Genomic DNA, 13,473 nt, shown 5'->3' with positions numbered 1-13,473 from the left:
CATCATAATTCATTTAACCTTCGATTTCACTGAGCTCCAGCCACCGCATGCTCTTCTCGTCAATTTCTTCTTTGAGCTTGGGCAGCAAACGGCTTTTCTCCGTGAGTTCTTCGACGCTGAGTGTACCGCTACAGAGTGCTTCTTCTATCTCGTGCTGTTGTTGCTCGAGTGATGCGATATCCTTTTCGAGCTGCTCAAACTCCCGTTTCTCCTTATACGACATACGGCGACGGCTGTCGTTGCGATAACTCTTCTTCTCCTTGACAGAGGCATCTGCCTTGGCTTCCTCTTTGCTCTGCAAGGCCGAATACTGCCGATACTGTGTATAGTTGCCAGGGAAATCATCTATCACACCCTCGCCCTTAAAGACAAGGATATGGTCAACGACCTTATCCATAAAATAACGGTCATGGCTTACGACGATGACGCAACCGGGGAAATCCTGCAGATACTCTTCCAGGACTTGGAGGGTCTGTATGTCCAAGTCATTGGTGGGCTCATCAAGAATAAGGAAATTGGGATTCTCCATCAGCACAGTACAGAGATACAGTTTGCGTCGCTGTCCTCCACTGAGTTTATACACATAGTCGTACTGCTCTTCGGGCGTAAAGAGGAAGCGCTGCAGAAACTGGGAAGCAGAGAGGTGACGCCCGCCACCAAGGTCGATATACTCGGCACGCTTGGTGATAATGTCGATGACCCGCTCTTGCTCGTCAAACTGCAGGCCGTCCTGTGAATAATAGCCGAACTTGACGGTCTCGCCGATATCAAACCTTCCATCGTCCGGCCGCTGCAATCCCAACAGCAGCTTGATAAAGGTAGACTTTCCGGTGCCATTGTTGCCCACAATGCCCATTTTCTCGAAACGGGCGAAATTGTAATAGAAATTGTCGAGTATAACTTTATCCTTGCCAAACCGTTTGGAAACGTATTGACATTCGAAGATTTTAGAACCTATATATACATTGGATGCTTTGAGTCTTACCTGGCGCTCTTCAATACGCTGATGGGCGCGGGCTTCGAGTTCATAGAAAGCGTCCTCACGATACTTGGCTTTGTGACCACGGGCCTGAGGCATACGGCGCATCCACTCCAATTCGGTACGATAGAGATTGGCGGCACGAGCCTGCTCGGCACGACGATTGTCAATGCGCTCCTGACGCTTCTCAAGATAATAGGCATAATTGCCACGATAGGTATAAATGGTATGGTCATCCAGTTCGAGGATTACATCACACACGCGGTCAAGAAAATAACGGTCATGGGTGACCATTAGTATCGACTTGTTGCCTCGCTGGAGAAAACCCTCCAGCCATTCTATCATTTCGAGGTCCAAATGGTTGGTAGGCTCGTCCAATATCAGGAAATCGGGCTCGGTAATGAGCGCATTGGCAAGCGCCACCCTCTTACGCTGTCCGCCACTGAGTTGCCCCATCGGCTGAGAGAGGTCTGCGATTTTAAGTCGGGTCAATATCTGCTTGGCCTTCACTATCTTCTCTTCATCGCCCTGATGGTTGAAGCAGGCATCCAGCACGGTGTCATCGGGATTAAAGACAGGTTCCTGCTCCAGATACCCCGTGCGTATTCCATTGCGATAAACAATAGCTCCTTCATCCTGGCTCTCTCTGCCAGTAAGGATTGACAGCAGCGTAGACTTGCCAGTACCGTTGCGGGCAATGAAGCCCACCTTCTGTCCCTCGGCTATGCTGAACGAAAGATTGGCGAAAAGCTCACGAGCGCCGAAACGCTTGCTTACGTTCTGTACATCAAGAATAGTATTCTGACTTGCCATTGTCTCGACGTATTAATCAGTAGCAGCCAACGAGTCGTTGATTTGTCCAATATAGTCTATCACCTCCTGACGGCCGGTCTTCTTCTCACTGCTCGTGATAAAATATGGAGGCAACGTTTCCCATGTATCTCTGAGGCTTTCCATCCAGCGCTCTGCATTCTGACGAGCCTTGACGGGTCCGAGTTTGTCGGCCTTGGTAAAAACGATACTGAAAGGAACGCTGCTCACGCCCAGCCAATCGATAAACTCACGGTCTATCTTCTGCGGGTCATGGCGAATATCTATGAGTACAAATACATTGACCAACTGCTGACGCTGGAGTATGTAACTCGAAATCATACGCTGCAGTTGGTCTTGCACGGATTTAGAACGCTTGGCATAACCATATCCTGGGAGATCGACAAGATACCATTCACGATTGACAAGAAACAGATTGATAAGAAGAGTCTTGCCGGGGGTGGCACTGGTCTTGGCCAGGCCCTTATGATTACAAAGCATATTGATGAGGCTTGATTTACCTACATTGCTTCGACCGATAAAAGCATACTCGGGCTTGTTGTCTTTTGGACATTTTTCGACTGTAGGCGCTGAAATAACAAACTGAGAATTCTTAATTTCCATATCGTTGCTTTAATTATATATGCAAAATTACGACTTTTTTTTTGTAATATCTCCGCTTTGCCGTAACTTTGTATCAAATGTTCTGAAAAAGCAAACAAGATGAAACAAATCAGTTGGGGATTTATTGGTTGCGGCGAGGTTACCGAGAAGAAGTCTGGTCCCGCCTTTGCCGAAGTGGAAGGTTCGCATGTGGAAGCGGTAATGAGCCGCAGCGAACAGAAAGCGCGCAACTATGCGGAGCGACACAATATACGCAAATGGTACACGGATGCCCAGGAATTGATAGACGACCCGGACATCAATGCCATATATATAGCCACCCCACCATCAAGCCATGCCACTTTTGCCATTATGGCGATGCGTGCAGGCAAGCCGGTATATGTGGAAAAGCCATTGGCTGCAAGCTATGACGACTGCGTACGCATCAACCGCATAAGCGAGCAGACAGGAGTGCCCTGTTATGTGGCCTATTATCGTCGCTACCTGCCTTACTTCCAGCGCGTCAAAGAAATCATACGCGAAGGGCGCATTGGCAATATTACCAACGTGCAGGTAAGGTTTTCCGCTCCTCCCCGAGAATTGGACTATAACTCCACCCGCGAACTGCCATGGCGCCTGCAGCCAGACATCTCTGGTGGTGGTTATTTCTACGACCTTGCCCCTCACCAACTTGATTTATTGCAAGACATCTTTGGCGTTATCGTCAAAGCCCACGGTTATTGCACCAACCGCGCCCACCTCTATACCGCAGAAGATACCATCAGCGCTTGCTTCCGCTTTGAGAGTGGACTGGTCGGCAGCGGGTCGTGGTGCTTCGTGGGCCACCAAAGTGCCAGAGAAGACTGCATAGAGATAGTCGGCGAACAAGGTATGCTGTCTTTCTCTGTCTTCAACTACAAACCTATCCGTCTGGTAACCTCAGAAGGTTTGACAGAGATAGAGGTCAAGAACCCTCCTTACGTGCAACTACCGATTATACGCCAAGTGATAGAAGACCTGCAGGGTCTGAATATCTGCACATCGACCAGCGTAAGTGCAACTCCCACCAACTGGGTGATGGATCGCATATTGGGAAAAATGTAGGCTGTATGCTCCGACATCTCTATCTGATTATCATATTGCTCATCACATCTTCACCACTTATGGCAGAAGACTCCATCCCACCTCAAAAGAAGGGTGTGATAGGAGTCCTGTATGACTTTGTCAAAGAATTCAGCCGTGTCGATACCAACTATGTAGAACCGCAGCGATATAATTTTGCTGCAATGATTCAGAACACCAACACCTATGAGGTATATCGTCTGAGCAGCAGTGACGGAATGAATGTAGTCTTTGCCCCCAAGCCTCGCATAAAGGTCGGCCCTTACTTCGGGTGGAGATGGATATTCCTGGGCTATACCCTCGACGTGGCCCACATCAAAGAGAGCGGACGCAACCAAGACTTCAATCTGAGTTTATACTCCAATCAGATAGGCGTTGACCTGTTCTATCGTCGCACGGGAGACAACTACAAAATCAAGGAAATTGATGTAGGACGACAATATGATACCGAGGGATTGAAGGATTTGCCATTTGATGGAATAGAAGCAAGCATCAAGGGCTTCAACCTATATTATATCTTCAACCACCGCAAATTCTCTTATCCCGCTGCTTACAGTCAAAGCACGGTACAGCGACGTTCGGCCGGTTCATTTCTGGCGGGTATCGGTTATACGCGACATGGCTTGAATATGGACTGGATGAAACTGTCTGCCATTATCAAGCAACATACGGGCTATACTGCGCCCAACGAACTTGATGCCAATCGCAACCTGCCTCCCCACATCGATTATACCGACTACTCCATCTCTGGAGGATACGCATACAATTGGGTGCCCGTGCGCAACCTGCTAATTGACGCCTCCCTGTCTATTGGGCTTTCATACAAGACCACGCGTGGCGACAACCATGAAGACAAACCTTGGTTCAAACAGCTTTCACTGCACAATACCAACATTGATGCAATTGGCCGTATGGGTATAGTATGGAACAACACCAAATGGTTTGTGGGAGCCAATGCAGTATTCCACTCGTATAATTATCACAAAAGCCAGATAACGACCAATAATACTTTTGGCAATGTCAACATTTATATAGGATTTAACTTCGACCGACGATGAAACATACAATATTCCTCGCTGTCATCATATTGGGCTTTTGCCTCAATGCCATTGGACAGAAGAAGGTGGATTATAAGCCATCTGACAGCCTACGCGTGACTTCGCTGCTGAAGAAGGCAATACACCTGAGCAAGGATAAAAATCTCATGATATACTTTGCTCGTCAACTACGTGGCATTCCCTATGTTGCCAAGACCTTGGAGGTAAACCCATCCGAACAGCTCGTTGTCAACCTGCGCCAACTCGATTGCACCACATATGTCGAGACGGTAATGGCGCTCACGCTGTGTGCCCGTGAACAAAGCATCAGGTTTGAAGATTACTGCCGCTGGCTGAGAACCATACGTTACGAACAAGGGAAAATAGGCTACACGCGACGACTGCATTATTTCACTTCATGGATTGACGACAACACCGAGATGGGGCTGATTAAGGAGATTTCGCATAAAGGACGACCATTCACCGGCCGCCAGCGTCTCAACATCGATTTCATGTCAACCCACAACCACCTCTACCCTATGCTGCATGGCAAACCAAAGGCCATAAAAGAAATCAGAGATACGGAGCAAAAACTGACCGGACGCATTGTGCCCTATATTCCGAAGAAATCAATAGACAACTCAACGCTCATGCGCCAGACCATAAAGGATGGCGACATACTGGCCATTACCACATCCAAACAAGGACTCGACACATCCCACATAGGTATCGCAGTTTGGCACGCCGACGGCCTACATCTCCTCAACGCCTCACAGATAAGACACAAAGTAGTGGAAGAACCTATGACGCTCGCAGTATATATGAGCAAGCATCCCAAACAGACAGGAATAAGAGTGATAAGGATAAAAGTTGATTGATTTGCTGCCTAAAGAAAAGCTAAAACCTCTGCGAGTAATCGTTGCAATGCTGCACAAAAAAACTGAAGTATCATTAATATAAAGCTACATGGAAGAAGTAAAACGAGATAGAGCGAGAAGAAAACTCTTAAGAGTAACCTTCCCCAATGGAAAAGTCCTTTGTTATAAAAGTACAACCGATACAATGATAGCAACAATGCAAGAGTTGGGCGATGGTGTTATAGCCAATATAAAACTACAGTCATGCCACCTGCCATTGTTATCAAAAGAAATATATCCCAAATACAAGGAATGGATGAAGCCTGTTTGCAATGGTTGGTATCTCAACACACAATCAAACTCGGACACAAAGTTCCTGCAATTAAATGCTATAAATGAGCAATTGTCTTTAGGATTAAAAATAGAGTTGGGAGAAGACTTTGTAGCACAACAAGACAACCCTAACAAAGAAAAGCGCACTAGAACAAAAGGCGAAATACTCGTAAAATTACCAGATGGGCAATGTTTTGCCAATAATTCAATAACAAATACGTTCCTTGAATTAATCAGGGAAATTGGTATAGATAAAATCAAGCAAAAAGAACTAACTTGGTGTGGCAAACCACTCATAACAACATCAAAGATGTTTAACGGACAAGTACAGATAGACAATGAGCGATGGATTATCGTGCCTAACACAACCAAAGATAAGGTTAAACTCCTCAGAGTTATCGGTGCTATGTTGCGTATAAATATGGAAATCACCTCAATTTAAATGGGCTATTCAAAACTCTTCCAAGATAATACGAACCTCCGCTCCAGTCAAATAGATGCTAAGGCAAGAAATGATGCATGAAACAAATATGACACAGTGATGTTGCAGATGACAACCAATACACAGACCAATCATATACACAAAAAAAGAGGTCTTTACATTATGTAAAAGTCCTCTTTCTTCAGTTTTTTCGTGATTCCGTTGGGGTTCGAACCCAAGACCCACAGCTTAGAAGGCTGTTGCTCTAATCCAACTGAGCTACGGAACCATCCTTTTTGCGGCTGCAAAGTTAATAAATTTGCTTGGTATTTCCAAATATTTACTTATATTTCTTCAAATACTCATCAGCTCTTTCATCTCCCAATTCCTTGGCTTTCATAAGAGCTTTGGTTCCTTCTTCCTTATTCTTTGCCACCATATTGGCCACGCCCAACAAGATATATCCATCGGCATACTCAGGTGCAAGTTGTGTACAGATTTCTGCACTACGGATTGCCTTGTCGGTCTGGCTGAAGCGCAAATGCAACGAAGCCTTCTCTGCCCACAGGGTTGGAGAATCACGCTGCAGCAATATGGCACGGTCCATATCGTTGAGCGCCTGCTGATACTGATGGATTTCCATTTCTGCCTTATGTCGGATATAGTAGAAATTGCTGGTAATGGGCCTACCCTGCATCAACGAGTCATACTGATTGAAATCTATCACCGCTTTACGATACTCTCCTATATTATAATAATGTGTAGCACGAGCAAGCACATAAGGCGCACCCACAAAATTCAGTGGCTGGGGAGAGACAGCTATAGCACTGTCCAAGAGGGCTACAATCTCTGCATCGGGAGCCTTCATCTGCGTTTTGCACTGAGCGGCACTATAGAAGAGGTCGCCATTGCGAATAGGGGTCTTGGTGAGTTCCATAAACTTGTCGTAGGCAGTAGCGTAGTCTTTCTTCACAAAATAAGCCAAAGCCTGCTGATGCACATAGAGAGGCTGGTGGTCAATATCATACGCCTTATTGGCTTCCTCCAGCGCCTTATCCGCATTCCAGGAAGGATAGATGCTGTCTGGAAGATTGGAAATCTTGCTATATATCAGACGGGAATAGGCCGAATGTACATCCTCCTTCTTGACAACTTTCTCGAGGGCAGTCTTGATGGTAGCATCTACTCCAGAGAAATCAGCCTTGGCCAGCTGTCTGTTGGCCAGCGCATTATAGCCTTCCACATAATCAGGGAAACGCTGGATGAAAGCCTTTACGTACTTGTTATACATCAGCGTATCTCTCTGTTCTGCTGTGAGAGTCAACATCACCGCAGCCTGCTCATGGTTCTTGGGAAAGTCGATAGGGATAAACGATTGTCTGAGCACAGGATTGGCTATCGCCAGACCGTTCTCCACAGTCATATCGTTCATGAAATTGGCATCAGTAGCCACAATCTGCTGTCCATCCTTGGAAATCTGGATGACACCAATCACCTGACCTTTGGAATTGACGACAGGACATCCATCAGCACTCTCATCGATATTAGACGAGAAGAGATAATAGGCATACTTCTCCATAAATGGCTCCACGCTCTGCACATTGCGCTGGTCTATGAGGGGCTTGTTGACCGAATACTGCAATATCCATACCTTTTCACCCTTCTTGCTGGCTGCGGTTGCTACAGAAGCAGGCTGTGTATTGCCATCCACCTTAAACTTGCAGACATTGTACAACTCGTTGGCACCGATCAGCGCACTTACTACCGATTGCTTGCCATTGGCATCGATTACCACCGCACTGTCGGCACCCACAAACGGCTTCCAAGAACTTATCGCTTCGCCCTTATCTCCCACAAACACGCCATGGGTTGATGCAAGCAAGGTACCATCTTTCTTAAAGGTTGTCAGAGAGAAAACCGACTTAGCGGCACTCTCTATCTGCGCACTACAATTGGTTGCAACCAAGAGTGCGAAAGCTATATAAATGATTTTCTTCATATTCTTAATAGGGATTTTGCATTTTCTATTGCGGCCGGAGTTATGTCACTGCCGCTCAACATCTGAGCGATTTCCTTGATTCGTTCATCATCTGTAAGTTTTGTCATCCTACTCAACGTCACATCACGATAATCCTCTTTGGAAACCTTATAATGAGTCGTTCCCATGGCAGCAATCTGTGGCAGATGGGTAATGCTGATAACCTGACGATCCTTGTCGCCCATCTCCTTCATAATCGAAGCCATCTGCTCGGCCACGCGACCACTCACGCCCGTATCAATCTCGTCAAAGATGATGGTGGGCAACTTGACTACTCCCGAAATCATCGCCTTCAACGAGAGCATCACGCGCGCAATTTCGCCGCCTGAGGCTATCTGCGATATGGGCTGCAACAGACTGTTTTTGTTCGCGCTGAACATAAACTGCAACTTGTCGGCGCCATCAGCACTCAAGGGCTTTTCCTCCATTGACACCTCAAATCTTACGTTGGGGATTCCTAATGGTACCAGACGTTGCTTAAGTTCCTTTTCCACAGTTCTCGCCGCTTTCTCGCGTGTCTGCGTCAACTGTTTCGCCTTTACCAGACATTCCTTGTATGCCCGCTCATATCGCTCCTTAAGCGCATCCAACTCATCTGAACCATTGTCAATAAGACCCAGTTGGTCAGCGATTTTCTGCTTGAGTTCATTCAGTTCTTCTATCGAACCGAGGTGATACTTCTGTTGCAGAGCATACAATCTATCCAGCCTGCCGTTGATTTCCTCCAACAAGGCAGGATTGAACTCAATCTTCTCTCCTCCCCCATTGATTTCGTCGGCTATATCTTTGATTTCGATATAAGCACTTTCCACACGCGCAGCCAGTTCCCGAGCTGGCGCATATACCGATTCTATCGAATTCAGATTGGAAGCGATGTTCTTCAGGATAGACGCCACATTGTTGTCTTCGTCAGCCAGCACGTTATTCGCATCAAAGAGCACCTGCTTTATCTCTTCTGCATGAGCCAGCATCTCACTGTCTTGCTCCAACTGCTCCTGCTCGCCTTCTTTGAATTCATCCTTGGCCAACTCCTGATATTGGAAACGCAGAAAATCTTCATTCTGCCTATCTCTTTCTATCTGCTGTGTCAAGTCATCCAATTCACGCTTGCACGTTTTCTGCTCTTCGTATGCCTCGGCAAACGCACGACGCACCTCGCCGTTCTTGGCCACCACGTCCACAATGCCGAGCATAAAATCATCCTTCTGCAAGAGCAGGTTCTGGTGCTGACTGTGTATGTCTATCAGGTGCTCGCCCAATTCCTTGAGAACAGCAATAGATACTGGTGAATCATTGACAAAAGCCCTGCTCTTGCCATTGGCATTGATTTCCCTTCTCAGGATGCAGTCCTGTGCATCATAGTCTATATCATTGTCAGAGAACAGCCGCTCCAGATGACTGTCGGCCAAATCAAAATGTGCCTCAATGACACACTTCTTCTCGCCGTTCTTTATCTGCTTAACATCAGCACGATTTCCCAAAAGCAGACCCAATGCGCCTAAGATAATGCTCTTTCCCGCTCCCGTTTCTCCAGTGATTACCGAGAAACCTGGATAGAAATCAATGTCAAGCTGGTCTATCAGCGTAAAATCCTTTATATATAAATGTCTTAACATTATTCCTTAATTTTATCCCATGCCGCATTCTGACTGGCGTTGATACCAAACAGAATGTCATATACTGTTTCCTTCTCCTTGGGCGTTCCCTTACCTTTATATATATTGGCAATTTCATCCCGCTTGTAGTCCGTCCATATCTGCGGAACAAGACTCAGCGGCTTGTTATCATGACTGTTCTTCAACAGCTCCATCGCCTTAGTTATATTGGCACGCCCTCGCTCCGCATTGCCAGCCATCTCGTCAAGCCCGGTACGGTAATAGTCATACTGAAACTGTCGGAACGGGCGCATACCTCCATCCAGATAATCATTGATAAAGGCATACCTGTTTCGACTGTCATCAAAGGCTTTCCATCCGGGATAATTCAGATTTTGCGCACTGTTGGCAACATTCATACACTGTTGCAGCACCTCGTCACCACCCATGGCAGCAAAACTGTCGAGATTGATGCCGATAATCAGATAAGCATAATAGGCAAACAGCGCAGTAAGCTGATTGTCAATATTGTCTGGAGTGAAGACAATTTGATCAAACTGGGTATATTCGAAGTTGAAGTTGTTGTCAGTGTTGTTATAAAGAGTGGTTGTATAAGCCGAATTATATACCGGACGATTGGCTTGTATCAGCGCCTTGCAAGTGAAGCTATTCGACGAAGCGTCATATTTGGTTACAGTGATGTTGAAATTGCATACGATACGCTCATTCTTCTGAAAATGCAGATTGGTCCATTGCCGCTCATTGACAAATTGCTCCAACTGCTTCTGCAATTCATCAAACACGCTGGCATCCGTTCCCTGTATCTGCGAACGGTTGATGGTTATCTTGGCATTGAGTTCCTGAGCCTTTGCCGGCATTGCCGCCAGCATTATCATGATGTAGCCCATCACCATCACGCCTTTCATCCAGAAGCGGTTTCTCCGCGTAAATGTCCGTATCAATATGCCGAGATTACTGCCCACTATCCTTTCTTGTTCATAAATTCACGCATACGGATACGCGTGAGCACTTGCTTGGTGTTGTTCGTAAAATCAGACGACAGCATCCAACTGTAATAACCAGGGTCCTTGCGCAGCACATCTGTCACAAACCAACCCTTGTACTTACCAAAATTGAAAGCCTCCTGCTTGCGCGGATTGCCTTCACCATCGAGCAGCGGCTTGCCATTGGCATCGACCATGTCCTTCCACACGATTCTGCCAGCAAAGTCCACATTGTCATTCGATTTTGACAGGGCTGCCAACTCATCCATATCGTTGTGCAACACCTTTTCAGGGTCATCGGCCGTCTCTGGATTATACTTGTCCAACTGAGCCATCAGCACCCGATAGGTAGCCTCGGTGTCATTATCGGCACGATGCGGAGGGAAATCATCCTCCATCTTGCGACCGCAATAGAACTGATAGGCAGCAGCCAGACTCCTACGCTCCATTCTGCAGAAGATGCTGTGCGCATCTATCAGACGGACCTTGGAGAAGTCAAAGTCCACGCCCGCACGAAGGAACTCCTCGGCAAGCATGGGAATATCAAAAAAGTTTGAGTTGAATCCGGCAAAGTCACATCCCGCAAACGCATCTTTCAGATTGGCTGCAATCTCCTTGAATGTCTTGGCATCCTTCACCATCTCATTGGTAATGCCCGTAAGCGCTACCACCTCATCAGGGATTACCCGCTGAGGATTGACAAAGATATTATTTCGTTCTTCCCGTCCATCCGGCGTCACCTTGATATACGATATCTGGATGACACGGTCTTTTACAATATCCAAGCCGGTAGTCTCCAAATCAAAGACTACCAGCGGTTTTGTGATATTAAGTTTCACTATTACTATATATTATAGTGGGTTCTGACTATTAGTTTGCATCGTTCAGCAACATCGGCATGAGCAGCATCAGCACATCCTCATTCTCGGGCTGTTCTGTAGGTACAATGATACCGGCACGGCTGGGATCAGCAAGTTCCACCGTAACCTGCTCACTGTCCAGATTGCTCAAAATCTCTGTCAGCGAACTGCCCTTGAATCCTATGCTCATCTTCTGTCCTGCATAGTCACAGAGGATAGTCTCACGAGCCTTGGTTGCATAGTCTATATCCTCAGACGAGATTACCAGACTGCCTGCGTCCAACTTGAACTTCACCAACTGGCTGCTCTTGCTACCAAAAGGCAATACGCGCTTGAGAGCACTCAACAGAGCCTTTCTGTCTATCGTAAGCTGATTGGGGTTGGCTACAGGTATCACCGAGTTGTAGTTGGGGTAACGTCCCTCTATCAGTCTGCATGTCAGCACGCCCTCGTCGAAGGTTACCTCGGCATTTCGTCCATCAAACTTGATGACGACATCACTGCCATCCTTGCCCAGCACACTTCTCAACAGGTTGGCTGGCTTTTTCGGAAGAATAAAGGCGGCAGGAGAATCACTCTTCACCATGAAGTTCTTGTTACGCACCAGCTTGTGTCCATCACTGGCTACGATAGCCAACGCATCCGGAGTCAGGTCAAAGTAAATACCATTCATCACCGGACGCAGCTCATCCTGCGCAGTGGCAAATATCGAACGGTTTATGTTGGCAGCCAGCACGCCCGAATCAATCGTGATTACATTGACATTCTCAGGCATCGTCAGCATCTTGGGATATTCTGCAGCGCCCATGATGGTAAAGTTATATTCACCGCCTTGATATATCACCTTGATTGTAGCCAGTTCGGTATCAACGACTACAGTCAAAGGCTGCTCGGGCAGCTCTCTCACAGCGTCAAGCATGGTCTGGCTCTGAATGGCAAAAGCCCCTTCTCCAGAGTTACTGTCCAGTGCCACAGTAGACTTCATCATGTTTTCGCTGTCCGACGAAGTAATCGTCAGCGAACCATTGTTCACCTCAAACAAGAAACATTCCAGTATAGGGAGTGAGTTTTTACTACTGATAACCTTTGCCAAGGTTTGTAAACGGCTGCTAAGAGCGTTGCTTGATATTGTAAATTCCATGCCTATATTATTTATATGGTTTTTAATTGAATATAGGCACAAAAATACAAAAAAGCTGCTTGCGGTGCAAAAAAATAGGCAAATATTTTCGTCTTTCTCATAAAATTTAGTAATTTCGCGGAAGATAATAATCTCGAAAACAAATATATAATTATGAAATGGAACTACAAGGTAAGGTAATCGCAGTGCTGCCCGCACGCAGCGGCGTTTCAGCACGTGGAGAGTGGAAGAGTCAGAGTTTTGTAATCGAAACCCACGACAGCTTCCCTCGCAAGATGGTATTCGATGTATTTGGCGAAGAGCGTCTCACTCGTTTCAACATACAGTTAGGCCAGGAGGTCAATGTTTCTTTCGACATTGATGCTCACGAGTATAATGGCCGTTGGTTCAACAATATCCGCGCATTCGACGTTCGCTTGGTCGACCCCAACACCGTTAGCGCAGCCCCTGCAGCCCAGGCCGCTCCCGCAGCGCCTCAGCAGCCCGCCAACGCCCCATTCCCACCCCAGCCCGAGCAGAGCAACAGCGATGACGACCTGCCATTCTAATGACAGAACCCATATCATGAATATGATGACAACTCCCAAGGCCCATTAGGACTTTGGGAGTTTTTCTTTTCACGCCACAAGAGCCCTAACCACCAGCCCCTCACGAGCCACTCATACCCAGACAA

12 protein-coding genes and 1 tRNA gene are annotated in these 13,473 nt (G+C 46.8%); 5 read left to right on the top strand and 8 right to left on the bottom strand.

The window, feature by feature from the left end; all coding sequences use genetic code 11:
* Positions 1-13: 13 nt before the first annotated feature.
* Entirely contained in the window at positions 14-1,792 is a 1,779-nt protein-coding gene (gene abc-f, locus CIK92_RS03185; RefSeq protein WP_094388146.1) for a ribosomal protection-like ABC-F family protein, read from the bottom strand.
* Positions 1,793-1,804: 12 nt separating this feature from the next.
* Complete coding sequence (yihA, locus tag CIK92_RS03180) at positions 1,805-2,413, bottom strand: ribosome biogenesis GTP-binding protein YihA/YsxC (RefSeq protein WP_022309515.1); 609 nt, start codon at positions 2,411-2,413, stop codon at positions 1,805-1,807.
* 99 nt (positions 2,414-2,512) lie between these two features.
* Between yihA and CIK92_RS03175 the strand changes: the two genes are divergently transcribed.
* The 4 genes from CIK92_RS03175 (at position 2,513) to CIK92_RS03160 (ending at position 6,183) form a co-directional block, all read left to right on the top strand.
* The gene (locus tag CIK92_RS03175) at positions 2,513-3,496 is read left to right on the top strand and encodes a Gfo/Idh/MocA family protein (RefSeq protein ID WP_022309514.1); all 984 of its coding nucleotides are present in this window, start codon (positions 2,513-2,515) and stop codon (positions 3,494-3,496) included.
* A gap of 5 nt (positions 3,497-3,501) precedes the next feature.
* Complete coding sequence (locus CIK92_RS03170; protein WP_094388145.1) at positions 3,502-4,572, top strand: DUF4421 domain-containing protein; 1,071 nt, start codon at positions 3,502-3,504, stop codon at positions 4,570-4,572.
* Positions 4,569-5,429 (top strand): N-acetylmuramoyl-L-alanine amidase-like domain-containing protein, encoded by an 861-nt coding sequence (locus tag CIK92_RS03165; RefSeq protein WP_094388144.1) that lies wholly within the window; start codon positions 4,569-4,571, stop codon positions 5,427-5,429. The genes CIK92_RS03170 and CIK92_RS03165 overlap by 4 nt, the downstream gene beginning before the upstream one ends.
* An 88-nt stretch (positions 5,430-5,517) precedes the next feature.
* On the top strand, positions 5,518-6,183 hold the full coding sequence (locus CIK92_RS03160) for a hypothetical protein (RefSeq protein WP_094388143.1): 666 nt from the start codon (positions 5,518-5,520) through the stop codon (positions 6,181-6,183).
* Between the two features lie 193 nt (positions 6,184-6,376).
* Here the strand turns inward: CIK92_RS03160 and CIK92_RS03155 are convergent.
* From CIK92_RS03155 to dnaN, 6 genes are all read right to left on the bottom strand, one after another.
* Positions 6,377-6,451 (bottom strand) — tRNA-Arg (locus CIK92_RS03155).
* A gap of 51 nt (positions 6,452-6,502) precedes the next feature.
* Positions 6,503-8,161, bottom strand: coding sequence for a tetratricopeptide repeat protein (locus CIK92_RS03150; RefSeq protein WP_094388142.1), 1,659 nt, complete (start codon positions 8,159-8,161; stop codon positions 6,503-6,505).
* Positions 8,158-9,816, bottom strand: coding sequence for a DNA repair protein RecN (recN, locus tag CIK92_RS03145; protein ID WP_094388141.1), 1,659 nt, complete (start codon positions 9,814-9,816; stop codon positions 8,158-8,160). Before recN ends, CIK92_RS03150 begins: the two co-directional genes overlap by 4 nt.
* Positions 9,816-10,709, bottom strand: coding sequence for a DUF4835 family protein (locus CIK92_RS03140; protein ID WP_371593999.1), 894 nt, complete (start codon positions 10,707-10,709; stop codon positions 9,816-9,818). Before CIK92_RS03140 ends, recN begins: the two co-directional genes overlap by 1 nt.
* Before the next feature lie 68 nt (positions 10,710-10,777).
* Positions 10,778-11,638 (bottom strand): 3'-5' exonuclease, encoded by an 861-nt coding sequence (locus CIK92_RS03135; protein ID WP_094388139.1) that lies wholly within the window; start codon positions 11,636-11,638, stop codon positions 10,778-10,780.
* Between the two features lie 31 nt (positions 11,639-11,669).
* Positions 11,670-12,800, bottom strand: a complete 1,131-nt coding sequence (gene dnaN, locus CIK92_RS03130) for a DNA polymerase III subunit beta (RefSeq protein ID WP_094386994.1) — start codon at positions 12,798-12,800, stop codon at positions 11,670-11,672.
* Between the two features lie 158 nt (positions 12,801-12,958).
* On the opposite strand from dnaN, the gene CIK92_RS03125 reads away from it, so the two are divergent.
* The gene (locus CIK92_RS03125) at positions 12,959-13,348 is read left to right on the top strand and encodes a DUF3127 domain-containing protein (protein ID WP_022309666.1); all 390 of its coding nucleotides are present in this window, start codon (positions 12,959-12,961) and stop codon (positions 13,346-13,348) included.
* Positions 13,349-13,473 lie beyond the last annotated feature (125 nt).

The sequence above is a fragment of the Prevotella sp. P4-67 genome (assembly GCF_002251325.1).
In the GTDB taxonomy this organism is placed as follows: Bacteria; Bacteroidota; Bacteroidia; order Bacteroidales; family Bacteroidaceae; genus Prevotella.
The sequence above is the reverse complement of the archived record's forward strand: the minus strand, read 5'-3'. Positions and strand labels throughout refer to the sequence as shown.